This window comes from Agromyces aurantiacus, assembly GCF_016907355.1.
GTDB classification, from domain to species: domain Bacteria; phylum Actinomycetota; class Actinomycetes; order Actinomycetales; family Microbacteriaceae; genus Agromyces; species Agromyces aurantiacus.
In genome coordinates, this window is the sequence record NZ_JAFBBW010000001.1 from 3,565,543 (window position 1) to 3,588,723 (window position 23,181).

18 protein-coding genes are annotated in these 23,181 nt (G+C 72.3%); 7 read left to right on the forward strand and 11 right to left on the reverse strand.

The window, feature by feature from the left end; all coding sequences use genetic code 11:
* The first annotated feature begins 3 nt into the window (after positions 1 to 3).
* Positions 4 to 210 carry a hypothetical protein gene (locus JOD46_RS16870; protein WP_204395618.1) on the forward strand — a complete coding sequence of 69 codons (207 nt, stop codon included), beginning with the start codon at positions 4 to 6 and terminating at the stop codon, positions 208 to 210.
* Between the two features lie 93 nt (positions 211 to 303).
* On the opposite strand, the gene JOD46_RS16875 is transcribed toward JOD46_RS16870, so the two are convergent.
* A complete protein-coding gene (locus tag JOD46_RS16875; RefSeq protein ID WP_307835082.1) occupies positions 304 to 4,110 on the reverse strand; it encodes a rhamnogalacturonan lyase family protein in 3,807 nt (1,268 codons plus the stop codon).
* 246 nt (positions 4,111 to 4,356) lie between these two features.
* Here JOD46_RS16875 and qcrB point away from each other — a divergent pair, with 246 nt between their 5' ends.
* A complete protein-coding gene (gene qcrB / locus JOD46_RS16880) occupies positions 4,357 to 6,057 on the forward strand; it encodes a cytochrome bc1 complex cytochrome b subunit (protein ID WP_204395619.1) in 1,701 nt (566 codons plus the stop codon).
* Positions 6,054 to 6,476, forward strand: a complete 423-nt coding sequence (locus JOD46_RS16885) for a PNPOx family protein (RefSeq protein ID WP_204395620.1) — start codon at positions 6,054 to 6,056, stop codon at positions 6,474 to 6,476. Before qcrB ends, JOD46_RS16885 begins: the two co-directional genes overlap by 4 nt.
* Positions 6,477 to 6,755: 279 nt before the next feature.
* Here JOD46_RS16885 and JOD46_RS16890 read toward each other — a convergent pair whose 3' ends face one another.
* The 9 genes from JOD46_RS16890 to JOD46_RS16930 form a co-directional block, all read right to left on the reverse strand.
* Entirely contained in the window at positions 6,756 to 6,962 is a 207-nt protein-coding gene (locus tag JOD46_RS16890) for a hypothetical protein (protein WP_204395621.1), read from the reverse strand.
* A 256-nt stretch (positions 6,963 to 7,218) separates the two neighbouring features.
* The gene (locus JOD46_RS16895) at positions 7,219 to 7,419 is read right to left on the reverse strand and encodes a hypothetical protein (RefSeq protein ID WP_204396875.1); all 201 of its coding nucleotides are present in this window, start codon (positions 7,417 to 7,419) and stop codon (positions 7,219 to 7,221) included.
* A 92-nt stretch (positions 7,420 to 7,511) separates the two neighbouring features.
* Complete coding sequence (locus JOD46_RS18975; protein WP_204395622.1) at positions 7,512 to 10,130, reverse strand: choice-of-anchor Q domain-containing protein; 2,619 nt, start codon at positions 10,128 to 10,130, stop codon at positions 7,512 to 7,514.
* Between the two features lie 140 nt (positions 10,131 to 10,270).
* Positions 10,271 to 11,308, reverse strand: coding sequence for a glycoside hydrolase family protein (locus JOD46_RS16905; RefSeq protein WP_204395623.1), 1,038 nt, complete (start codon positions 11,306 to 11,308; stop codon positions 10,271 to 10,273).
* On the reverse strand, positions 11,302 to 13,545 hold the full coding sequence (locus tag JOD46_RS16910) for a GH32 C-terminal domain-containing protein (protein WP_204395624.1): 2,244 nt from the start codon (positions 13,543 to 13,545) through the stop codon (positions 11,302 to 11,304). The genes JOD46_RS16905 and JOD46_RS16910 overlap by 7 nt, the downstream gene beginning before the upstream one ends.
* A 65-nt stretch (positions 13,546 to 13,610) precedes the next feature.
* Positions 13,611 to 15,239, reverse strand: a complete 1,629-nt coding sequence (locus JOD46_RS16915) for an ABC transporter substrate-binding protein (protein ID WP_204395625.1) — start codon at positions 15,237 to 15,239, stop codon at positions 13,611 to 13,613.
* Between the two features lie 241 nt (positions 15,240 to 15,480).
* Positions 15,481 to 16,416 (reverse strand): carbohydrate ABC transporter permease, encoded by a 936-nt coding sequence (locus JOD46_RS16920; RefSeq protein ID WP_204395626.1) that lies wholly within the window; start codon positions 16,414 to 16,416, stop codon positions 15,481 to 15,483.
* Positions 16,417 to 16,422: 6 nt separating this feature from the next.
* Entirely contained in the window at positions 16,423 to 17,475 is a 1,053-nt protein-coding gene (locus JOD46_RS16925) for an ABC transporter permease (RefSeq protein WP_239562856.1), read from the reverse strand.
* Entirely contained in the window at positions 17,468 to 18,514 is a 1,047-nt protein-coding gene (locus JOD46_RS16930; RefSeq protein WP_239562858.1) for a LacI family DNA-binding transcriptional regulator, read from the reverse strand. Before JOD46_RS16930 ends, JOD46_RS16925 begins: the two co-directional genes overlap by 8 nt.
* A 287-nt stretch (positions 18,515 to 18,801) precedes the next feature.
* Here JOD46_RS16930 and JOD46_RS16935 point away from each other — a divergent pair, with 287 nt between their 5' ends.
* From JOD46_RS16935 to JOD46_RS16950, 4 genes are all read left to right on the forward strand, one after another.
* Positions 18,802 to 19,746, forward strand: coding sequence for a hypothetical protein (locus JOD46_RS16935; RefSeq protein ID WP_204395627.1), 945 nt, complete (start codon positions 18,802 to 18,804; stop codon positions 19,744 to 19,746).
* Position 19,747: 1 nt separating this feature from the next.
* A complete protein-coding gene (locus JOD46_RS16940; RefSeq protein WP_204395628.1) occupies positions 19,748 to 20,296 on the forward strand; it encodes a hypothetical protein in 549 nt (182 codons plus the stop codon).
* A 99-nt stretch (positions 20,297 to 20,395) separates the two neighbouring features.
* Positions 20,396 to 21,913, forward strand: coding sequence for a glycosyltransferase family 39 protein (locus JOD46_RS16945; protein WP_204395629.1), 1,518 nt, complete (start codon positions 20,396 to 20,398; stop codon positions 21,911 to 21,913).
* A gap of 20 nt (positions 21,914 to 21,933) precedes the next feature.
* Positions 21,934 to 22,143, forward strand: coding sequence for a hypothetical protein (locus JOD46_RS16950; protein WP_204395630.1), 210 nt, complete (start codon positions 21,934 to 21,936; stop codon positions 22,141 to 22,143).
* Between the two features lie 90 nt (positions 22,144 to 22,233).
* Here the strand turns inward: JOD46_RS16950 and JOD46_RS16955 are convergent, their stop codons facing one another.
* Positions 22,234 to 23,088, reverse strand: a complete 855-nt coding sequence (locus JOD46_RS16955) for a hypothetical protein (protein WP_204395631.1) — start codon at positions 23,086 to 23,088, stop codon at positions 22,234 to 22,236.
* Between the last annotated feature and the right edge of the window lie 93 nt (positions 23,089 to 23,181).

Consider the following 23,181-nt stretch of genomic DNA (forward strand, 5'->3'; position numbering starts at 1 on the left):
GCCGTGACCGATTCGAGCGCGACGGGCGGCACGCCGTCCCCCGATGAGGCCGCCATATCCACCGAGGCGGACGCCGGCGGCGAGCGCGCCGGCGAGTCCGGGCAGGCGGGGCGAACCGAGCAGACCCCCGGCGCACCCGGGAACGACGAGCCGATGACCGACTCGGTCGCGGGCGGACTCGAGGGCGGCGACCCAGGCGTCGAAGAGTAGCCGCCCTCGGCGCGCCTTTCCCCCAGGGCGCGCACGACGGGGCCGGAGGATTCACTCCTCCGGCCCCGTCGCAGGTGCGCCGGCCGCCCGCTCCTACTTCACGGTCACCTTCAGCGGCTTCGACGCGGTCTCGCCGTTCGCGTTCGCGAACACCGCGACGAGCGTGTGGTCGCCGGGCGCGACATCCGCCAACTGCACCGACGCGGACTGCGCCTCGGGCGTCGCCGCGACCAGTAAGCCCGACCCGACGACCCGGCCGTCGAGTTCGAACCGGTACGACGTCGCGTTGGTGCCCCACCAGAGGTTCGCGGTCGCGGTGAACGAGCTCGCGCCCTTGTGCTGGTCGGTGCTGACGACGGGCGTGCCGGGCGCGGCATCCGTCACCTTCACGGTCGTCGACGTCGTCGCCGTCGTGCCCAGCGCGTTGATGAGCTCGCCGGTGTAGACGTAGGTGCCGTTCGGCTTGCCCTCGAACGTGACGCCGGTCGTCTGTGAGAGCCCTCCGGTGTCGCCGAGCACCTTGGTGGTCACGAGTTCGCCGTTCTCGTACAGGCGGAAGATGCTGCCCGGCGTGCCCCACCACAGGTTCATGACCACGTCGTAGTTCCCGTCGTGCAGGCCGTACTCCCAGCCGCTCGTGTTCGAGAGCACGCCGCGGCCGGGTGCGGAGGTCGCGCCGGTGTCGGGCACGACGAGGATCGTGCTCGACGCCTCCGAGACCAGTCCGGCGTGGTTGGTCGCCGTCGCGACCACCTCGACCTCGCCCGCGAGCCCGAGCCCGGCGAGGTCGACCGCCGCGTCGGGCGCGACCCGCTCGCCGCCGACGGTGACCACGAGCGAGCGGATGCCGCTCTCGGGGTCGTCGGCGGTGACGGCGAGCTGCAGCGGGCTCGAGTCCGCGAACGTGCCCTCGGGCATTCCGCCGATCACCGGCGCCGACTCGTCGGGCGCGGGCGCGCCGACGTACGCGATCGAGGGCACCGGCGGCTCCGCCATCCCGGCCCCGATGAAGTACGACGGGTTCGGCGGCTGGTTGTAGGCCGAGTTCTGCCCGGCGACGCCCACGCGGTACTGCGAGTCGTGCATGAGCGTCGGGATGCGCGCGTCCGTGAGGTCGGTGGTCGTGTAGATGCGGATGCCGCTGCCGTCCTCGAGGCGCACCGCGAGCTCCTCGCGCCAGTCGCCGAACAGGTCGGCCTGCACCACCGGGTTGCCCTTGGTGGTGTTGTTGGTGCGCGTGCCCTCGAGGCGCAGCAGCTCGACCTCCTGCTTCGACGCCGGGTCCCACTTCGAGATCGTCGGCACGCCCGACGAGGTCTCCGTCGAGTAGTCGTGGTCGGTGATCTCGCGGGTGAGGTCGCCGTCCCACCAGGTGACGAAGTTCGCCGCCGGGATGTCGGTCGAGAGCAGGTCGCCGGATGCCGCGTTCAGCGACCCGACGGCCGAGTTCCAGGCGTAGTCGCCGCCGATGTTCCACGCCTCCGCGCCGGGATGGTCGGGGTCGATGTCGGCGGCGGCGCCGCGCCCGGTGTCCTTGTCGCCGGAGTTCGACCAGATCACCTCGCCCGTCTCGGCGTCGCGCATCGACGCGATGACGCCGCCGTTGCCGGCCGGGTGCTCGTGGACGCCGTAGACCTCGAGGCCCGCCCGGTCGAGCACGAAGTCGCCGACGTGCAGCGCGTCGCCGTGCTCGAGGCGCGTGTTGTAGAGCGGCGTGCCGTCGTCGTCGATCGTCATCGCGCCGAACACGATCTCGTCGAGTCCGTCGCGGTCGACGTCGGCGGGGATGAACTGGTGGTTGCCCTGGCCCTCGTAGGTCTCGCCCGCGATATCCGAGTCGAACGTCCAGCGCTCGACGAGCTCGCCGTCGATGAGGTCCCACGCGACGATCACGGTGCGCGTGTAGTAGCCGCGGCTCGTGACGAGCGACGGGTGCTCGCCGTCGAGGTACGCGACGCCCGCGAGGAACCGGTCGACCCGATTGCCGTAGGCATCGCCCCACCCGCCGACGTTGCCGCGGCCCGGCTTGTAGTCGACCGTGTCGATCGCCGCGCCCGTCTCGCCGTCGAAGACGGTGAGGTACTCGGGCCCGCTGAGGATGTAGCCGCTGGAGTTGCGGTAGTCCTTCGACGGGTCGCCGATGACGGTGCCGACGCCGTCGACCGTGCCGTCGGCGGTCTTGAAGGCGACCTCCGAGCGCCCGTCGCCGTCGAAGTCGAACACCTCGAGCTGCGTGTAGTGCGCGCCGGCGCGGATGTTCACGCCGAGGTCGATGCGCCACAGGCTCGTGCCGTCGAACTCCACGGCCTCGGCGTAGACCTTGCCGGTGTAGCCCGACTGCGAGTTGTCCTTCGAGATCGACGGGTTCCAGAGGAACACGAGCTCGTACTCGCCGTCTCCGTCGAGGTCGCCGACCGTGCCGTCGCCGGGCCAGTACGTGACCGTCTTGCCGTCGGGCAGCACGTCGTCGCCGGGCTTGTCGAGCGGGATGTCGAGGAACTGGTCGGCCCACACGCCGAACTCGTCGGTGACCGACACCTCGCGGTCGCCCTGCTGCGCGGTCACGAGGTAGGTGGAGTCGGCGGTGCCGTCGGGGTCGACGAGGTTCGTCGCGCCCGTGATCGGCTCGTCGTTCACGCGCTCGCCGTCGCGGTAGACCGTGTAGGCGAGGTCGCGCGGGTCGAGGCCGAGCTGTCGCCACCCGACGTACACGCCGCCGCCCCGGCCGTCGTCGAGCTGCACGGCGACCGGCGCGCGGTCGAGGTACTCGACCTGGCGCACGAGGGTCGTCGCGACCTCGGTCGCGTGGGTCTCGGATGCCGCGGACTCGCCGCCCGCGTTGAGCGCCACGAGCCGGTAGAGGTACGGGCGCGTGGTGAGCACGTCGGCGTCGGTGAAGGTCGGCTCGGCGGTGGTGCCGACCTGCTCGAACGGGATGTCCTCGCGCGTCGTGCGGAACACCTTCCACAGCACGGCGTCGCCCGGGTCGTCCCACGCGAGCGTGATGCGGTCGCGCTCAATGGCCGCGGTCTCGATACCGGTCGGGGTCGCGGGCTTCGCGACATCCGGGTCGACGACGGATGCCTCGATCCGCTCGCTCGGCTTCGAGACGCGGTCGCCCTTCACGGTCGCGACGGCGTACTCGTACGTCTCGCCGAGCGCCACGGCGGTGTCGGTGAATGCGGTCGTCGCGGCATCCGCGGTGCGGGCGACCACGGCGAGCTCGCCGCCGGGTGCCGACCGGTAGACGGCGTAGCCCGTGGCATCCGCGACCGGCTGCCAGCCGAGCGTGACCGACACGTCGCCGTCGGCGTCGACGGCGGTCGCCGCGAGGCCGGACGGCGCGGCGAGCGGGGTCTGCACGCGGATGCCGTTGATGCGGCCGTCGCCGCCGGTGACGCGCACGTTCAGCTGCCCGTCGGCGACCGCGATCGCCGGGAAGTACTGCTCGTGGATGACGCCCGTCGACGTGCGCGGACCCGCGAGCGCGGTGCCCTCGACGTCGAAGCTGGTCGTGTTGCCGGCGATGAGGTCGCCCGCCCACGTGGTGACCTCGTACGTGCCGTTCGGCACGTCGACGGCGAACGCCTGCGTGGTGCCGATGGTGAAGTCGCGTTTGACGAGGTCGTCGCCGCCGCGGTCGCGGAAGCCGTTGGACGCCGGCGCGGTCGTGAACCCGTAGCCGCGCGCGGCGTCGTAGGCGATGCCGGGGCTGACGCCGAGCCATCCGGCGGCGACGGGCGTCGAGGGCCCGCCGAAGTCGAAGCTCAGGTCGATCTCGCCCTCGGCGGCGGCCGCGGGCGAGAGGGGCGAGGCGAGGACGGCGCCGGCGACGAGTGCGGCGCCGGCGAGCCCCGCGATGAGTGGCCGTGATCGGCCACGTCGAACGGTCGGACCCACTGGATCTCCTTCGATCGGTGTCGGTGGTGTTCGCGTTCGCGGCGTCCGTGCTCGCCACGGTTCACGGGTGGTGTGGTGGTGGGAAAGCGATTTCCCATGAATCGTCTCAATCCTCGCGCGTGCAGGCGGGGGCCGTCAAGCATCGAGGAGCCGCCGGCGCCACCCTGCCCGGTGCGCCGGCTCCCCGGTGTCACACTTCGGCCGCCTCCGGGGTCGTATGTGTGAACGGATCGTGAGGAGCAGCGCATGCGCAGCACCAGCACCAGCACCAGCACCAGCACCCCGGATGGCACGGGCCGACGCCCACGAACGGCGGCCCCGCGCCATCCGTCACTCACCGACCGGCTCGCCGCTCGCCTCGCGGAGGCCACCGTGTTCGGCCGCCGCATCGGCGACCTGCGCGACGAGCTGCGCCGCCGCGCCGTGCCGACGCACTGGACGAACCTGTTCGGCGTCGTCACGCTCGCGTGCCTGGTCGTCGTCGCCGTCACGGGCCTGTGGCTGATGTTCTTCTACACACCCTCGAGCGACCTGACGACCTACCGGGGCGGCTATGCGCCGCTGCACGGCGCCGAGACGTCGGAGGCGTTCGCGTCGACGATGCGCCTCACGTTCGACGTGCCGGGCGGCCTGCTCATGCGGCAGGCGCACCACTGGGCGGCACTGCTGCTGCCCGCGTCGATCATCATGCAGCTCGTCGCGACGTTCTTCACGGGCGGGTTCCGGCGGCCGCGGCGCGGCATGTGGGTGCTCCTGTTCCTGATCTTCGTCGCGGCGCTCGCGGGCGGATGGAGCGGCTACGCGCTGCCCGACGACCTGCTCTCGGGCACGGGCCTGCGCATCACCGAGGGCATCGCGCTCGGCATCCCGGTCGTCGGCACGTGGCTCGCATCGCTGCTCTTCGGCGGCGGGTTCCCCGGGCGGATCATCGAGCACCTGTATCCGCTGCACGTCGCGATCGTGCCGGCGGTGCTCGTGGGGCTCGTGGCGCTGCGGGCCGTGGCGGCCTGGCGGGCGGGGCCCGCGCAGTTCCCGGGGCCGGGGCGCAGCGCGACGCGCGTCGTGGGCGCGCCGCTCGTGCCGACCGCGGCCGCTCGCGCCGGTGGGCTATTCCTGCTCGTGACGGGCGTGCTGCTGGCGATCTCGGCGACGGTCACCGTGAACCCCCTCCAGCTGTACGGCCCCGCGTCGTCGGGCGACGCCGGCGCGGGGAGCCAACCCGACTGGTACACCGGGTTCCTCGACGGGGCGCTGCGGCTCGTGCCATCCGGGTGGGAGGTCGTGCTCTTCGATCGCACGTGGACGCTCGCGATCCTCGTGCCCCTCGCGGTGGTCACCGTGTTCCTGGTGCTCGTCGCGGTCTACCCGTTCGTCGAGGAATGGGCGACCGGCGACCGCCGCGACCACCACCTGCTCGAGCGCCCGCGGCTCGCGCCGACCCGCACGGGCATCGGCGTCGCGGGGATCGTCTTCTACGGCGTGCTGTGGACGGCGGGCAGCGCCGACCTCATCGCGACGCAGTTCCGGGTGTCGTTCGAGGGCGTGATCGGGATGCTGCAGGCTCTGCTCATCGTGGGACCGTGCATCGGGTTCGGGGTCGCGCGTCGCGTGTGCCTCGGCCTGCAGCGCCGCGACCGCGACGTGCTCGAGCACGGATTCGAGACCGGGCGCCTCGTGCGCCTGCCCGGCGGCGAGGTCGTCGAGGTGCACCAGCGGGTCGGCGAGACCGAGCGAGTGCGGATGTCGCGCGCGGAGCCGCGCGTCATGCTCGTGCTGCGCCCCGACGAGCGGGGGCGGCTCCCGCTCGCGCGCCGGGTGCAGGTGCGGCTCGGCCGGTGGTTCCTCGCCGACAGCATCGACGCCGAGAGCGGCGTGCGGGTGCTGCCCGCGCCGGTCGCCGCGAGCTCGTCGACGCCGGCCGAGCGTGAACGTACGCTCGCCTCATGACGATGGGGCGGGTGAAGCGCACGTGGCTGCACGTGCTGCAGCACACGCTCAACCCGCTCACGCTCCGGATGGCGCGCCGCGGCGCCGGTCCGTTCGCACTCGTGCGGCACACCGGCCGGACGTCCGGCCGCACATTCGAGACGCCGCTGATCTTCGCCCGCGTGCCCGGCGGCTTCGTCGCCGAGCTCACGTACGGGCCCGAGGTCAACTGGTACCGCAACCTCGAGGCCGGCGGCGGCGGCGAGGTGGTGTGGAAGGGTCGGCCGTACGCGATCGACGGGATCTCGCCGATGCCGAGCGATGCCGGGCGACGCGCGTTCGGGCCGCCGGCGTCCTGGCTGCTCGCGGCGCTGCGGCGGCACGAATTCCGCCTGTTGCGCGAGGCGACCCCGGGCGCGGCACGGGGAAAAGCAGGATGAGCCGCGCGGTCCGCCCGATATGGGGCGTGTGAGGCGGCTCATCCTGCGAACCCGGGTGGCCGGATACCCGGCCGGGGCCGGGGCCAGGGCCGGGGCCGAGGCCAGGGCCAGGGCCAGGGCCGGGGCCGAGGCCAGGGCCAGGGCCGGGGCCGGGGCCGGGGCCGGGGCCGAAAACAGGATGTGCCGGGTTATCCGCCCGGTGCGGGGCGTGTGAGTCGGCTCATCCTGCCTTCGTGAGGGGCCGGGCACGGCGGACCGCGCCGGTCGGGCGCGGCCGGGTCAGTGCGCCGGGCGAGCGGATGCCGCGCCGCCGCCGGGCTGCGACATCCGCGTGCCGAATCGGCCCAGCAGGCCGGCACGGCGGGCTGCGCCGGGCACTTCGGCGCGGCGCTCGGCGGCGATGCGGCGGTGCTCGTTGAGGCGGAGGGCCGCGGCCTCGTCCTCGAGGTGGAGGGTCTGGGCGATGTATCCGGCTTCGAGGTTCATGGTCGGATCCCTTCAGGTCTGCCGGCCGGTTCTGGCCGTACTCTGAGGTTCCTCGCTGAGGTGCACCGGATGCCTCGGGCGAATGCCCTATCTTGCGAGCGCCGACTGCCTCAGGCGCCGGATGACCACCTCAGACCGTGTCTGAATGCATGAGGATCCGGGCCAGAACGCCCCCTGCAGGCCCCGTGGTGCGGGTGCTCTCGCATCGCAGGACGACGCTCGGGCCGGTCCGCGGTCGCGGCGCCGTCGGCCGGACCTACTCGCGCGGCGTGCGGTGCCCGCCGCCGGTGTCGAGGTCGTCGCCGGCCTCGAGGTCGGGCCCGTCGCTCTCGGTGATGTTCGCGCCCTCGAAGAACGGGTCGACGCCGAGCTCGCGGTCGTGCTCTTCGCGCAGGCGCGCCTGCTCGCTCGCCACGTCGGCGAAGTCGCGGTCGTCGCGGTCGCTGGTGTCGCTCATGCTGGCCTCCTCGGTCGGGGCGTCCAGCCTAGGGCGCACCGCCTCGGGCCGAACGGGGTTGCGGCCGCCCCGGGCGCCGCTTCGACCAACCCCTACCGGAGTCGCACCTGCGTCGAGTCGGTGTTCACGACCTCGCCGTCGGCCGACGTGATCCGCACGCCCACGGTGTGCAGGCCCGCCGAGATCGACTTCGCGGTCTTGATGTCGAACTGGAAGGTGTCGGTCGTGGCGTTGTAGGTCGCGCAGCCCTTGACCTGTCCATCGAGCGTCACGAACACGTGACAGGTCGGCGACAGCAGCGCTCGCGCGCTCGCGTCGCTCAGCAGGCCGCTGCCGTCGGCGAGCTGGAACTTCACCGGGATGGTGGAGCCGCGCTTGTACGAGGTCTGCGGGATGGGCTGCAGGAAGTCGGAGACGTCGTAGCCGACGACGTAGTCGCAGTCGACGGTCGTCGAGTTGCCCGCGACATCCCACCCGGTCAGCGGCATGCTGAACACGCCCGTCTCATCGACGTCGGTCACGCCGAGCGTGGCGCTGACCGGCGAGGCCACCGGCCCGGAGAGCTCATCCGTGACGGTCGCCGAGGGCCCGCCCGTCGGCGTGCTGCCCACCACGAAGGACGGCGGCGCGTCGCACGTGACGGTCGGCGCGGTCTTGTCGACCTTCACGAAGACGCTCGCCGACCCCTCGTTGCCCGCGAGGTCGGTGCAGGTCGCGGTGACCTCGATCGCGTCCCCCTCACCGCTCGACGTCGTCGACGGCGTGCAGTCGGTCGAGTCGACGCCCGACTCGTCGTCGGACCAGTTCCACGTGACCACGACGTCGGCGGTGTTCCAGCCGTCACCGTTGGCCGCGGGCGCGAGGCTCGGCGCGGGTGCGGTCGGCGGCGTGGTGTCGCTCGAGAGTCCGAGCTCGTAGGCACCGATGTCGGGGCCTGCGAACTGCGGCCGGTTGACGCCGCGCTGGTCGTCGAGCGGCGAGGTGTCGGGGTCGGCCGCGTCGATCGCGGGGCTCGTCCACGAGATCGCCATGGTCGGCGTGAGTCCCGGCGGGTTGTCCGCGAGGGCCGACAGCTGCGGGTCATCCGTCTGCGTGATGCCGGCGCACTCGGTGCGCGTGTCGTCGAGCGGATGCGGCGTCACGAGGTTGTTCGCGCCGACCTTCGTGACCCCGCCGAGCACGAAGCACTCGTCGTGCCCGGTGTTGCCCGCGACGATGGTGTTGTACATCGAGAGGGTCGTCGCATCGCCCGTCGTCGGCTTGTACGCCACGACACCTGCTCCGTCGCCCGTGGACTCGTTGCCCGCGATGGTCGAGCTGTTGATGCCCAGCTCGCCCGCGACGAGGAAGATCGCGCCACCGGCATCCGCACCGTTGCGCCCCTCACTTCCGCCGGCAACGCCGCGCACGGCCGCGTTGCCCATGAACGTGCTGTTGACGATCAGGATCTCGGAGGCGTGGCCGAAGATCGCGCCGCCGAGGCCCGCGCCGCCGCCGCCGTGGTGGTTGCCGGCGTTGCCGGCGAAGGTGCCGCCGTCGCCGGGGTCGCCGAAGAAGACGCCGCCCGGGCCGGATCCGCCACCGCCGCCGAAGCCGCCGTCGCCGCCGCTGCCGCCCTCCCACTCGTCGTCGGGCAGGCCGAACGCGGGGCCCGATCCGCCGCCGCCGCCGAAGCCGCCGTGGCCGCCGTCGCCTGTGTCGTAGCCGCCGCCACCGCCGCCGCCGCCGTACGCGCCGTCGCCGCCGTCACCGGAGAACACGACGAGGCCCTGGTACGGGCCGCCGCCGCCACCGCCGCCGCCGGGGCACTGGCCGTCGTCGCCGTCGTCGCTCGTGAGGAGCGGGCCGCCGTCGCCTCCGGCGCCGCCGCAGCGGTAGCCGCCATCCTCGCCATCCTGCACGGTGCCGCCACCGCGGCCCGGCGGGTGTCCGTAGAAGTCGTTGAGCGGGCTCTGGCCGTCGCCGCGCGAGCCGCCGCCACCGCCGCCCATGTGATTGGCGTCGCCGGCGGGATACGGCTGCACGCCGCCGTCGCCGCCGAGGCCGCCACCGCCGCCGCCGGCACCGCCGAACGAGGCGCTGCCGTTGCCGCCGGTCGCGACGTTCGACTGGAACGTGCTCTGCTGCACGATCAGCGTGCTGTCGTGCACGTAGATCGCGCCGCCCGCGCCGAGCCCGCCGCCACCGCCTCCGGCGCCGTTGCCGCCCTTCACCGCGAAGCCCTTCACGTGCACGTTGCGCAGGTCGAGGTATCCGCCGTCGAGCACCGCGAACGCGCGCAGCGACGCGCCGCCGCTGCGCTGGATGACCGCGCCCGCGCCCTCGATGACGATGTGGCTGGTGATGATCGGCGTCGCCGTCGGCCCGACGTGGTTGAACGCGTCGTCGATGGGCGCGCTGAACGCATACGTCGCATCGCCGTCGAGCATGATCGTGTCGGTGCCGTCGCCCGCCGCGCACTCGGTCTCGAAGTTGAGGCCGTTCGCCATGGGCAGCGGCACCCAGCTCGAGTCGTGGTTGGCCGCCAGGATCGCCTCGGGGAGCGTGCACCCGGGCTGCCCGAGCGCCTGCGAGGTGGAGTCGACGACGATCACCCCCGCGGCGTGGGCCGCCTGCGGGGGCGCCGCGAACGCGCCCGTGATTCCGACGGCGAGCGCGGCGATGCCGATCGCGACGGTGATGGGCCTGACTCGGGATTGTGCTGGGAACACGACGGCCTCCTCATTGAGACGTCACCTGCTCCGAAGGATCCTCCTGTTCAGGGACGCTGGGCAAGATGAGGATCACTTGACTTCGCGCGGACGCACCCCCAGTTCGGGGTGCGTCCGGCGCAGTCAGCCGCGCGCCGAGCTCAGCCGAGCGGCAGCGCCGAGAGCGACTCCGGCGAGCGCGCCGCCGCCACCGCGCCCGGCACGTGCGCCCGCCAGTCGCCGTCACGGTCGATCCCGAGCCGCCCGTCGGCGCCGACCACGATCGGGAACGGGTCGCTGAGCCCGCCGACGAACGGTCCGCCGTCGACGTACTGCAGGAAGGCGAGGAACACGTGCCCGCCGTCGCGGGTGCGGTGCACGCGCCCGGCGTAGAGCTCGCCGCGCGGGTCGCCCGAGAAGAACTGGCGAGTCTCCAGCGTGAACGGCCCGGACGCGTCATCCGCCACGAGGTAATGGGTGCCGCACACCGCGAGCCCGTCGGCGACGCGCGCGGCGGAGTGCGCCCACTCGTACGCCGAGAAGAACAGCACCCAGCGACCGCCGATGCGCTCGAGCTGCGGCACCTCGAGGTGGCCGAACTCGCCGGGCGCCGTGATGGGCGGGAGCACCTCCCATTCGTCGAGGTCGCGCGACCGCGCGAGCCCGATCACGCCGCGCGAGTCGAGCGCGCCCGCGTTCGCGCGAGCGGTGACGAGCATGCGGTACTCCCCCGCCGCCTGGTCGAAGTACACCCAGGGGTCGCGCCAGCTGAGGTCGAACCACGCGTCGAGGTCGAGCTGCTCGTACCAGCGCGGGTCGGCCTCGAGCGCGAAGCCGTCGTCCTTCACCCAGTGGTGCAGGTCGGTGCTGCGCGCGCGGCCGATGCGCTGCACGAGTCCCTTCTCGGCGCGGTTCACCCCGGTGTAGTACATCTGCCATTCGTCGCCGACCCGGATGACGCTGCCCGTCCAGGTCGCGAGGTCGTCCCACGCCCCGGATGGTCCGGGGCCGATCGCCTCGCCGAGGAACTCCCAGTCACGCAGGTCGGTCGACACCGCGTGGCCGATGCGTGCGTTGACGTGCCGCAGGTCGGGGTCGCCGAGCGAGACGGGGGCCATGAGGAAGTAGAGGTGGGTGCGGTCATCGTCGTCGTCGACGAGCCAGAAGTCCCAGGTCCAGTGGTCGGGGAGGATCAGCATGCGAGATGGGCCTTTCGGGTTCGGGGTCCGGTTCGGGGTCGGTAGGCGGAGTGGAGTTCGAAGGCGGCGAGGCGGATGATCCGCGCGCCGTCCAGGACGCGCAGGCGCAGCCCGTCGGCATCGGGCGAGACGGGATAGGCGCGCGAGGTGAGCGAGACGCGGTCGTCGACGTAGAGCTCGATCATCGAGCCGTCGATCACGAGTCGGGCGCGCACCACGGGGGCGTCGGGCCGGCGGATGGCGCGGCGGCGCGCCTCGACGTGCGACGGGTCGCGACTGCTGCGCGACCGGTCGATCCACACGTCGGGTCCTGTGACGCCGAGCACGGTGGTCTCGATGCCGTCCGCGCTGCGGAGCACCTCGATCTCGAAGCCGGAGCCCTCGACGTCCAGATCGAGTTCGAGGTGGCGGCCACGCAGGGTGAGCGTGGGCGAGCCCGTCGGCGAGCCGTCGCCCGCGACATCCGGCACCTCGACCACCGGGGCCATCGCACGGTCGCGCACGGCCGCGAGCTCGGCGACGGGTCGCACGAGCAGCGTGCCGTCCTCGTGCAGTCCGAGCTCGAGCGGGAGCCCGGCGTTGTGGGCCCAGCCCGACGCGGCGAACTCCCCGAGGCTGCGGGTGTCCTGCGCGATGGTCCAGAGGATGGCGCGGCCGTCGTCGAACACGGTGCCGCTCGGCCCGGTCAGGTGGCCGCCGCCGTCGAACTCGCGCGGCTCGTCGTGGTCGGGCGTGAAGCGGCGCGCGGCGGCATCCCACACCCCGATCCAGTGCCAGACGTGCTGCAGGTGGTGTTCGCTCGGGCCGGCCCACCAGGGCGCGACGAACAGCGCATGACGATGGATGCCGTCGACGCCGGTGCCGACCGGCAGCAGGACCGGGAGCTCCCACATCACGCCCGTCGCGGGGAAGCGGGCGACGTCGCCCACGAGCAGCGGGGCCTGCTGCTCCCAGTGCTCGCCATCCAGCGAGTGGAACAGGAGCGCGGTGCCGCCGGAGCCCTCGAGCCCCGCGCCGATGGCGAGGAACCAGTCGTCGCCCTCGCGCCAGACGAACGGGTCGCGGAACTGTCCCGCGACGAGCGGTTCGGTGCGCCCTGGTGCCGAGCGCGGCATCTCGAGGACGGCGCGGTCGTCGGTCGCCCAGCCGGAGTCGGTCGGCCGCGCGACGACGACGCGCTGGTCGGGCGCGCGCGAGGCGTCGCCCGCGGTGACGTAGAGCAGGTGCTCGCCGCCGGGCCCGAGCACCGAGCTGCCGCTCCACGCGCCGTCGGGCGCGACGGCGGAGGTGCCGGGCGTCACGGCGAGGCCGGCATCCTGCCAGTGCACGAGGTCGCGGCTCACCGCGTGGCCCCAGGCGATGTGGCCCCAGTACGGGCCGGCCGGATTGTGCTGGAAGAAGACGTGGTGGACGCCATCGGCCTGCACCGCGGCATGCGGCTCGTTCATCCAACCCTGCGGCGCCGAGAGGTGCGCGATCGGATGGTGCGGGTCGGCGGCGTACCGGGCGCGGTCGGGGGCGACGTCGGCGGCGGCACTCGGGTCGACCCCGTCGACGGCGAGCTGGGCCGCGCCCGCCGAGATCCGGATCGGCCCGAGCACGCCGACCGCCGCGCCGACGGGGAACAGCCCCTCGACGCGCTCGCCGTCGCGAGGTTGCCCCAGCACGATGCGGTCGGGCACGACGAGGCCGACCGGCCCCGCGGCCTCGAGCTCGACCCTCGTGACACGCCGGCCGTCGAGGAGCAGCTCGACCTGCCCGTCGACGACGGCGAGCGCGAGCCGGTGCCAGCGCCCGGGTTCGAGCCGCGGCGCATCCGGATCGCCGACGACGAACTCGCCGCCGACCTCGGCTGCGATCCTGCCGGCGCGATCGTGACCGAGGGCGAACCCGGTCGGGGCGCCGAACGACGCTGAGCGACCGCGCGCGTCGACCAGCACCGTCAGTCCGCGTTCGTCGCCGCGGCCGAACGCCCGCGGTGCGAACCACGCCTCGACGACGAACGCCGCGAGCGGCAGGACCGCCTCCGACGCCGACTCCTCGGCACGCGGCCGCACCACGACTCGCGTCGTCCACCCATCGAGGTACAGGCAACTCGACGAGGCCGCGGCGGGCGCCGATCGCGGTGAGAGCAGCACGGCGCGCTGCGCGTCATCCGCCGTGCACTCGATGGACGCCCGGCCGCCGACCAGGTCGATCGCGGCGAGCGGGTCGCCCTCGAAACGCACGTCGACCATCGGCGTCACCGCCCGGCCCCCGAGAGGGCCGGGCGCGGCGACGTCCACCGCGCCCGGTCCCGTGCTCACGAGGCGTCGGAGAACCGGTCGTAGGCGGTCTGCCAGATCTCGAGGAGCCGGTCGAGGCCCATCGTCTCGAGCTGCGACACGTAGGCGTCCCACTCGTCCTCGATGCCGCCCGAGGTGATCCACTGGGCGCGCTTCTGCTCGACGAGGGCCTTGATGTCGGGTTCGAGCGAGCCGATCTCCTGCAGCTCGTCGACCGAGAAGAACACCGACGGGTAGTTCTGCGGCTCGGCGTACGGGAGGTAGTGCTCCTCGAGGTCCTGCAGCCGCTGCAAGGCGCGCGGCTCGGGCAGCACGACCGTCTCGAAGTGCTCTCGCGTGAGCACGTGCGGGGCACCTGCGCCCGGCGCGACCTCCTGGCGGAGTTCGCCGGCGTTCACGCCGTCGGGCAGCTTCGCCTGCTCGAGCACGCCGTCCTCGTTCTCGACGAGGGTCTCGCCGATCGGACCGAACGAGACCTGCGCGGCCATCACGGGCTCGTAGAGCTCGTCGACCCAGCGCATGGTCGCCGCGGGCACCTCATTGGCGCTCGTGATGGCGAACGCGCTCCGTCCGAAGTCGGCGTAGTTGGACCGGCCGACGAGCTGCCCGTCGACGCCGTCGAGCACGGGCAGCAGTGCGTACTGGTCGGCTCGGTCGGCGCCGACGACCTCCTCGGTCTCCCACCAGACGTAGGAGCCGAGCACGGGCGTCTCGGTCTTGCCCTTCGCGAGGTAGGTCTTGTCGTCCTGGGTGAACGACTCGGGGTCGATGAGCCCCTCCTCGTACCAGTCGTGCAGCGTCGCGATCGCGTCGCGGTAGCGCTCGTCGGCACCGGTGTAGATCACCTCGTCGTCGCGCACGATCCGGTGGTCGGCGTTGTCGGCGATCCCGCCGAGCGCCGCGAAGAGGTCGCCGATGTCGGCGCACCACCAGTTGTTGATGAAGCTGAGCGGGATCTCGTCGGCCTTGCCGTTGCCGTTCGGGTCCTGCGTCTTGAAGGCGACGAGCGCGTCGTGGTACTCCTCGACGGTCGTCGGCATGTCGAGGCCGAGCGCGTCGAGCCACTGCGTGTTGATCGACCAGAAGAACGGCACCGCGGCGAGGCCGAGCTCCTCGGCGTTCGGCAGCGCGTAGATGTGACCGTCGGATGCGGTCACCGCCGCCTTGAGCTCGGGACGGGCCTCGAAGATGGCCTGCACGTTCGGCGCGTACTTCTCGATGAGGCCCTCGAGCGGGATGAGCGTGCCGTCGGTGCCGTATCGGACCAGTTCGTCGTCGGTGAACTTCGAGTTGAAGAACGCGTCGGGCAGGTCGTTCGAGGCCAGCAGCAGGTTGCGCTTCTCGGCGTACACGTCGGGCGCGAGCATGTTCCACTCGATCGCGATGTTGGTGTCCTCCTCCCACTGCTGCACGAGCGACATCTCGTTGTAGTCGGGCGCGAGCGAGGCCTTCTCGCCGGCGATCGTCAGGGTGAGGGCCTTGTCGACGATCGGCAGGCCGGTCTCGTTGAAGCCGTACTCGCTCGACCGGTCGTCGACGGTGGCCTCCTGCGGCCCGCTGCACGCGGCGAGCGCGAGCGCGAGGATGACGCCGGCGGCGGCGGCCGGGGCGATGCGGCGGCGCAGGCCGCCGAGGGGTCGGTTCATGGGGAAGTCCTTTCTCGTGTGCCGCAGCGTTGCGGCCGGAGCGGATGGGAATGCGGGATGGAGGTGGTGCGGGTGGGGGTGGTGCGGGTGATGGGTGATGCGGGGAAGAACGGGTGATGCGGGTGATGCGGGTGGGGGTGGTGCGGGTGATGGGTGATGCGGGGAAGAACGGGTGATGCGGGTGATGCGGGTTGTGGTGATACGGGTTGAGGGTGGATGCCGAGGGGCGGGGGTGGTGGCGTCAGCTCTTGACCGCGCCGATGAGCGCTCCCTGGGTGAAGAAGCGCTGGAGGAACGGGACCATCAGCATGAGCGGGATGGTCGCGAAGACGATGGCGGCGTACTTGAGCAGTTCGGCCAGCCGTTGCGCGGCCTCGTAGCTCTGCAGGTCGCCGCTCATGTTGGCGCTGCCCGAGAGGTCGGACTGCACGAGGATGTTGCGCAGCACGAGCTGCAGCGGGTACAGGTCGGGGTTGTTCAGGTAGATGAGGGCGTCGAAGAAGCCGTTCCAGTTCCACACGAGGTGGATCACGATCATCAGGGCGATGAGCGGCTTCGACAGGGGCAGCGCGACGCGGAAGAAGAACCGGAAGTCGCTCGCGCCATCCATCTGCGCCGCCTCGCGGAGCTCGTCGGGCAGGTTGGATTCGAAGAACGTCCGCGCGACGATGACGTTCCAGACCGCGACCGCGCCGGGCAGGATCATCGCCCCGACGGTGTCGAGCAGCCCGAGGTCGCGCACGACCAGGAAGCGCGGGATGATGCCGCCGTCGAAGAAGAGCGTGACGACGAGCAGGAAGGTGAGCGTGCGACGCCCGGGCAGGTCGCGCCGCGAGAGCACGTACCCGGCCGAGACGACGAGCGCGACGCTCACCGCGGTCGCGAGGCCGGTGTAGACGACCGAGTTCGCGAGGCCGCGCCAGACGGTGGGGTCGGCGAGGAGCCGCGCGTACCCGTCGAACGTGACGTCGACGGGCCAGAACCAGACCTGGCCCTCGTAGACCCGGGCCGGTTCGCTGATCGACGCGATCACGATGAAGTAGAGCGGGTAGATCACGGCGACGAGCGCGAGCCCGAGGATCGCCATGGTCGCGGCACTGAACAGCGGGTCGGCGAGGCGACGGCGCAGGTCGCGGCCGCGGCGGGCGGTGATGGGGCGGTCGAGTTGGGTGGTCATGGGCTCCTACCAGACGCTCGAGGTGCGCGCGCGGCGTGCGACCTGGTTGAAGGTGAGCAGCAGCGCGAGGTTGAGCAGGGAGTTGAACAGGCCGATCGCGGCGGCGTAGCTGAACTGCGCCTGCTGCAGGCCGACCTGGTAGGTGTACGTCTGCACCAGCTGGGATGCCGCCACGTTGAGGTCGGTCTGCATGAGCAGCGCCTTCTCGAACCCGATGTTCAGCAGGTTCCCGACGGCGAGGATGAAGAGCACCGAGATGACCGGCGCGATGCCCGGCAGGTCGATGTGACGGATGCGGCGGAGGCGGCTCGCTCCGTCGACCTTCGCCGCGTCGTGCAGCGCGGGGTCGATGCCGGCGAGCGCGGCGAGGTAGACGACCATGTTGAAGCCGGCCTCCTGCCAGACCGAGCTGGCCACGTAGACCGGGCGGAACCACTCGGCCGAGCCCATGAAGAAGATCGGCTCGCCGCCGAACAGCACGATCGCGTTGTTCACGAGCCCGGCGCGCGGGGAGAGCAGGATGAACAGGATGCCGACCACGACGACCGTCGAGATGAAGGTCGGCGCGTAGAGCACGTTCTGCACGAACCGGCGCGTGCGCCCCTGCGCGAGCTGGTTCACGAGCAGCGCCATGATGATCGGGATCGGGAAGAGGAAGGCGAGATTCACGATCGCGAGCAGCAGCGTGTTCGAGACGATCGTGCCGAACTGGTACGACGAGAAGAACCGCTCGAAGTGCTCGAGGCCGACCCACGGGCTCTGGGTGAAGCCGCCGGCGGGCGTGTAGTCGCGGAAGGCGATCTGGACGCCGTACATCGGCCAGTACTTGAAGACGAGGAAGTACAGCAGCGTCGGCGCGAGTAATACGTATAACTGCCAGTGGCGCAGCACGTTGCGGAGACGCGAGCGATGCCGCGGCCGGCTGCCGGAGTCACCGCCTCGCGCGGTGCGAGGCGAGCGCACGGTGCGGGCAGCGGACGCGCCATCCGGTGCACCCTGCGGTGCGGATGTCGCGTCGGCGTCGGTCGCCGATGCGGTGCGGAGCGCGGTGTCAGCCAACGCGACCTCCTCTCGGGGCCGCGACGGACCCTCGCTCGATCAGGGGGCATTCGATCCGCTCGGGGATCTCGTCGGCGGCATGCCCGCCGAGCAGGAGGTCGACGGCGCGGCGGCCCATCTCGACGAAGGGGAGGCCGAGCGTCGTGAGCCCCGGCCGCAGGAAGGGCGCGAGCGTCTCCTGGTTGTCGAAGCCGACGATCGAGACATCCCGCGGCACCTCGAGCCCGAGGGTCTCGAGCGCCTGGTAGGCGCCCCACGCGGTTCGGTCGTTCGCGCAGAAGATGGCGGTGGGCGGTGACGCGGCGCTCATGAGGGCCAGCGTGTGGTCGAACCCGCCCTGCGGATTGCCGTCGCCCTCGCGCACGAGGCGCCGGTCGTACGCGACCCCGGCGTCACCGAGGGCGGACCGGTAGCCGTCGTGCCGGCCGACCGCCGCCGGGAGTCCGGATGCCAGCGTCTCGATGTTGATCATCGCGATGCGGCGGTGCCCGGCCTCGAGCAGCGCGCGCGTGGCGGCGCGGCCGCCCTCGAACTCGTCGGGCACGACGGCGCGGGCGCGGCCCGCCGCATCCTCGGAGTTCAGGACGACCGTCGGCAGGCCTTCCAGGGCCTCGGGCACCGTGAGCCGGCGATGGTACATCGACGCGTAGACGATGCCGGCGACGCGCTGCGCGAGGAGCGCGTCGATCGCGGCGGCCTCGAGTCGCTCGTCGCCGCCCGTGTTGACCGTGAGCAGGAGCATCCCGTCGTCCCACGCGCGAGCCTGCGCTCCCTCGACGATGCGGCCCGCGAACGGGGAGCTCGCAACCACGTCGCCGACGAACCCGATGAGGCCGGCGGCGCCCTTGCGCAGGGTCTTGGCCGCGGCATTCGGGCGGTAGCCGAGTTCCTCGGCGGCCTCGAGCACGCGCTGGCGCGTGGCCTCGGCGACCCGCGAGCCGCCCGCCTTGTTGAGCACGAGCGACACCGTGGCCTGCGAGACCCCTGCCGCGGCGGCGACCTCGTTCATGGTCGCGATGCGGGCGGGTCGGGGCGTCATGGCTCTCCGTCGAGTCGAGGGTGGTGCGTGGGGGCGGGCGGGTCGGGTCGACGTTGGTTATACGTAACACTAACCCGTGCGCATCACTGTAGCGAGGTCGGACCGGGCGCACAAGTGATTCTTCGTCGGGTCTCCGTGCCCGCCCTGATGCGGCCGCCGCGGGATGGTGCCATGCTCGGGCTGCACGGTGATGGGCGGCGTCCACCACCGGGCGCCCGGAGCACATCATGGACGGTCCGACCCCAGTCGACGGCCGCGTCCCCGCACCATCCGAGGACACGCTCCCTGTGGCGCCCCCGGCAGCTCCGGATGTCGGGCCCGCCGCCGCCGCGGCATCCGACCCGCAGCCCGCGGCGAGCGCCGCCGAGCCGCCCCCGCCCACCCCGACGTCGAAGGTCGTCATCGAGTGGATCGGCGTGCTCCTGCCGTTCACGACCGTGCTCACCGCGCTCGCGTTCTGGTTCGGCTGGACGCTGACGAATGCGCGCAGCCGCTACCTCGGTGTCGATGCGAGCGTGTTCGGGTTCACCCCGACCGACTACATCCTGCGCAGCGCCGACGCGGTCATCGTGCCGGTGATCCTGATCTGCCTCGGCGGGCTCGTGTGGGTGAGCCTCATCGCGGGCGTCAATGTACTGCTCGACCGCCCGGCGATGCGCGGGCCGGTGCGCATCGGCGCGACGATCGCGTTGGCGGTCGCGCTCCTCGGCGTGCTGGTGGCGCTGCGCGCGATGTTCGTCGGGTTCGCGCCGGGCACGCACTACCTCGCCGCGCCGCTCGTGCTCGGCGTCAGCGCCCTCCTCGCCGGCACGTCGGCATCAGTGCTGCGCCGCACCGCGGCGAACCCGCAGCTTCGGCTCGCGCGCCTCTGGGGCCGCGGCGGCGTGGTGTTCACGGCGACGATCGTCGTCGCGAGCCTGTTCTGGGCCTCGACCCTGTATGCCGACGCGCTCGGCCGCGGCCGCGGCAGGGACGTCGAGCAGCAGCTCGACCGGCTGCCATCCGTCGTCGTGTACAGCGCGGTCCCGCTCGGCCTCGAACCGCCCGCCGAGCCGCAGCCCGTCGACGACGGCGGCCGGTACGTGATCCGCTACGACGGGCTCCGGCTGCTGCTGAAGTCCGACGGCTCCTACTTCCTGCTGCCCGACGGATGGCGCAGCGGCGAAGGTCCCGTCATCGTGCTCCGCGACGACGGCGACATCCGACTCGAATTCACGGCTGGAGGTGGATGACATGCATGCCATCCCACGCTTCGCGGCCGCGGCCGGCGCCGCGGCCCTGTTCCTCGCGCTCCTCGGCGGGTGCGCGACGGCTGACCCGGCGGGGTCCGACGGGACATCCGCACCGGAGGCGAACTCGAACCCCGACTCGGGTGACGACACCGAGGGCGAGGGCGAGGACGACACCGAGGAACCCGTCGAGACCAACGAGGTGCGCCTCACGTGGGTCGAGACCGGCGGCGCGTCGAGCGCCACGGTCGAGTTCCCCGACGGCCTGCCCTACTTCGCCTCGTTCCAGGTCGACGTCGACGAGGCCGACACGGCCGTCGTCCAGTCGGTCGCGCTCGACACGTCGGGCGAGTTCAGCGTCGACAACGACGGATGCACCGGCGCGACCGTCACGGCCGACGAGCCGTGCGCGATCACGCTCGTCCTCGACGTCGGCAGCACGGGCACGTACCAGGCGACCATCCGCGTGACGACGGAGGGCGGCTCGGAGGCGAGCATCCCGGTCGTCATCGACGTGGTCGACGAGATCGCGGACGACGAGTCCGGCAGCTGACTGCGCGGATGGCGGCGGCACCGATACCCTCGCCGACACCGACACCGACGCCGACGCCGACGCCGACGCCGACTGACACCCCACCACTACGCTGAGCGGATGACGCCGGCCGCCGCCGCACCGACCCCACCGTCCGAGCGCGCGGCACGCGCGCCCGCGTCATCCGCCACCGCCCGGCCCCTCGCCCCGCTCGCCCGCGGCCCCGTGCTCGCCCTCGCCGCTGTGCTCGCCGCGACGAGCAACGCCTACGGCTACCACCGCGACGAGCTCTACTTCCGCATGCTCGAGCCCGCGTGGGGGTACGTCGACCAGCCGCCGCTCACCCCGCTCATCGCTCGCACGATGGCGTCGATCGTCGACGAGCCGTGGTTCCTGCACGTGCCCGCCGTCCTCGCGGCGGTCGCGGCGGTCTTCGTGGCCGCGCTCATCGCGCGCGAGGCCGGCGGGGAGCGCCGCGCGCAGTCGCTCGCGGCGTGGGCGGCCGCGGCATCCGCGTTCCCGATGGTCTTCGGGCACGTGCTGCTCACGTCGTCGCTCGACCTCGTGGTGTGGCCGCTCGTGTGCCTGTTCGCGATGCGGGCGCTGCTACGCAGCGACGGCCGCTGGTGGCTCGCGGTCGGACTCGTCGCCGGGCTCGCGACGTACAACAAGCTGCTCGTCGCCGTGCTGCTCGTGGGCCTCGCGGCCGGACTCCTCGCGTTCGGGCCGTGGCGGGCGCTGCGGTCGCCGTGGCTGTGGGCCGGTGTCGGCCTCGCCGTCGTGCTCGCGCTGCCGAACGTCGCGTACCAGGTCGCGCACGACTGGCCGCAGTCGGCGATGGGCGCGGCACTCGCCGAGAACGACGGCGGCGAGACGCGCTGGCTCATGTGGCCGATGCTCCTGCTCGTCGCGGGGCCGTTGCTCGTGCCGGTCTGGGTGGCGGGGCTCGTGGGGCTTCTCCGGCGGCCGGCGTGGCGCGACATCCGCCTGCTGATCGGGGCGTTCGTGGTGGTGCTCGTGTTCACGTTCGTGGGCAGCGCGCAGTTCCACTACCCGCTCGGGATGGTGCAGGTGCTGCTCGCGCTCGGCTGCGTGCCGACCGCCGAGTGGATGCGCACGCGCGCCCGCCGCGCGCTCGTCTGGTCGGCGGTCGCCCTGAACGGCGCGATCGCGGCGGTGCTCGCCCTGCCGCTCGTGCCCGCCGAGGTGGTCGGCGCGACGCCCGTCCCCGCGATCAACCAGGTCGCGCGCGACACCGTCGGCTGGCCCGCGTACGTGCGGCAGGTCGCGAAGGTCGCGGCCGACCTGCCCGACGCGCCGATCATCACGGCGAACTACGGCGAGGCCGGCGCGCTCGCCCGATTCGGGCCCGAGCTCGGCGTCTCGGCCGACCGGGTGTTCAGCGGGCAGAACGAGCTGTGGTTCCAAGCGCGGCCGTCGGATGGCTCAGGCGCCGCGGTCTTCGTCGGGTACTCGCCGCAGTTCGTGGGCTCGCTGTTCGAGTCATGCGAGGTGGTCGATCGCCTCGACAACGGGGTCGGCGTCGACAACGAGGAGCAGGGCGCGCCGGTCTCGGTCTGCACCGGCATGGTCGTGCCGTGGAGCGAGGCGTGGGAGCGCTTCGCGCACCTCGACTGAGCCCAGGCGGCCATCTCGAGATGGCACTTGCTGCGGGTGCGCCGACCTCAGCACCCGCAGCAACCGTCGACTCGCGCGCCCGGCGGGGTCGCGACTTGCTCGCGCAGCAGCTCACCGTGCTGATCGACGGCGGACTCGCCTCCGGCGTCCTCGACGCCGACCCGGCCACCCCGCCCACCGTCAAGGCGCCGGCGCGAACGCTGGTCGACGCGGCCTGCCCCGTAGCCTGATCATTCGTTGTTCCGTGGAGCCTCGCCGGCCGGACAGGCAGGCGGGTCGCTCACCTCGACTGAGGCGAGCGACCCGCACGCCGAGCCGGCTCAGCATCGAGCTCCCACGTTCGTCGCAACCGCCAGGCCCGGGCTCCCGCGGAACTGGCAGCTCACCACGCTCGGAGTCGCGAACGCCAGCGAGTCGACGATCGGCTGCACCAGCCCGCGGAACTCCTCGGCGCTGCGCTGCTCGCGGACGTTGGTGATCTCGAGGGTCACGTTGGAATTGCGATGCCGCAGGAACACCAGCCGCACGTCCATGTCGTCGAGGACGACGTGGTGCACCTCCGAGACCCCGTCGCCGGTGATCAGCGGAATCCCCGTGTAGCCGCCGAAGTTGCAGGTGTCGTTCCCCTCCTCGAGGCTGACGTCGATCTGCAGGCCACGGAGGCCGCCGACCGAGACCTTCACCGGCTCGGAGACGATGAGTCCGGGCACCGACTGGTACCAGGCGACGAGTTGCGCCGGGTTCGTTCCGACTCCCTCCTGCCACGTCTCGCTGCAGTCGATCGCGGCCGCATGGATGCCGGTGAAGATGCCGAGGTAGCTGCCGCCGCGCGGCGTCGCCTGGAACTCCTCGTCCTCCTGCAGGAACAGCCAGAAGTTGCCCGGCAGGTCCTCGTAGTTCATCCAGCCCTCGGGCACGCGGTAGGTGATCTGCGGCTCGAAGGTGGAGGTCTGGTACTCGCCCGCCTCGAGCGCACCGAGGCAGGTGCCCCCGTACGGATTGGGACAGTCCGACGTGGTCGACGTCGGCGACTCCGCCCCGACGACCGCGGCCGCCGGTTCGGCGTTGCTTCCGGCGGTCGGGGGCGCGCAGCCGACGAGCAGGATGGCGACGGCGGTGGCCGTGATCGCGGCGGACCCGATCGGCCCGACTCCGGTGATGAGGTGAGGCGACATGGTTCGATGTCCTTTCCCGGTCCGAATGCGTGCTTCGGCATCCGACGCTCCTCACCCGGGTTTCCCTCGGCCTTCCTCCGGTTTCCGTCCGGT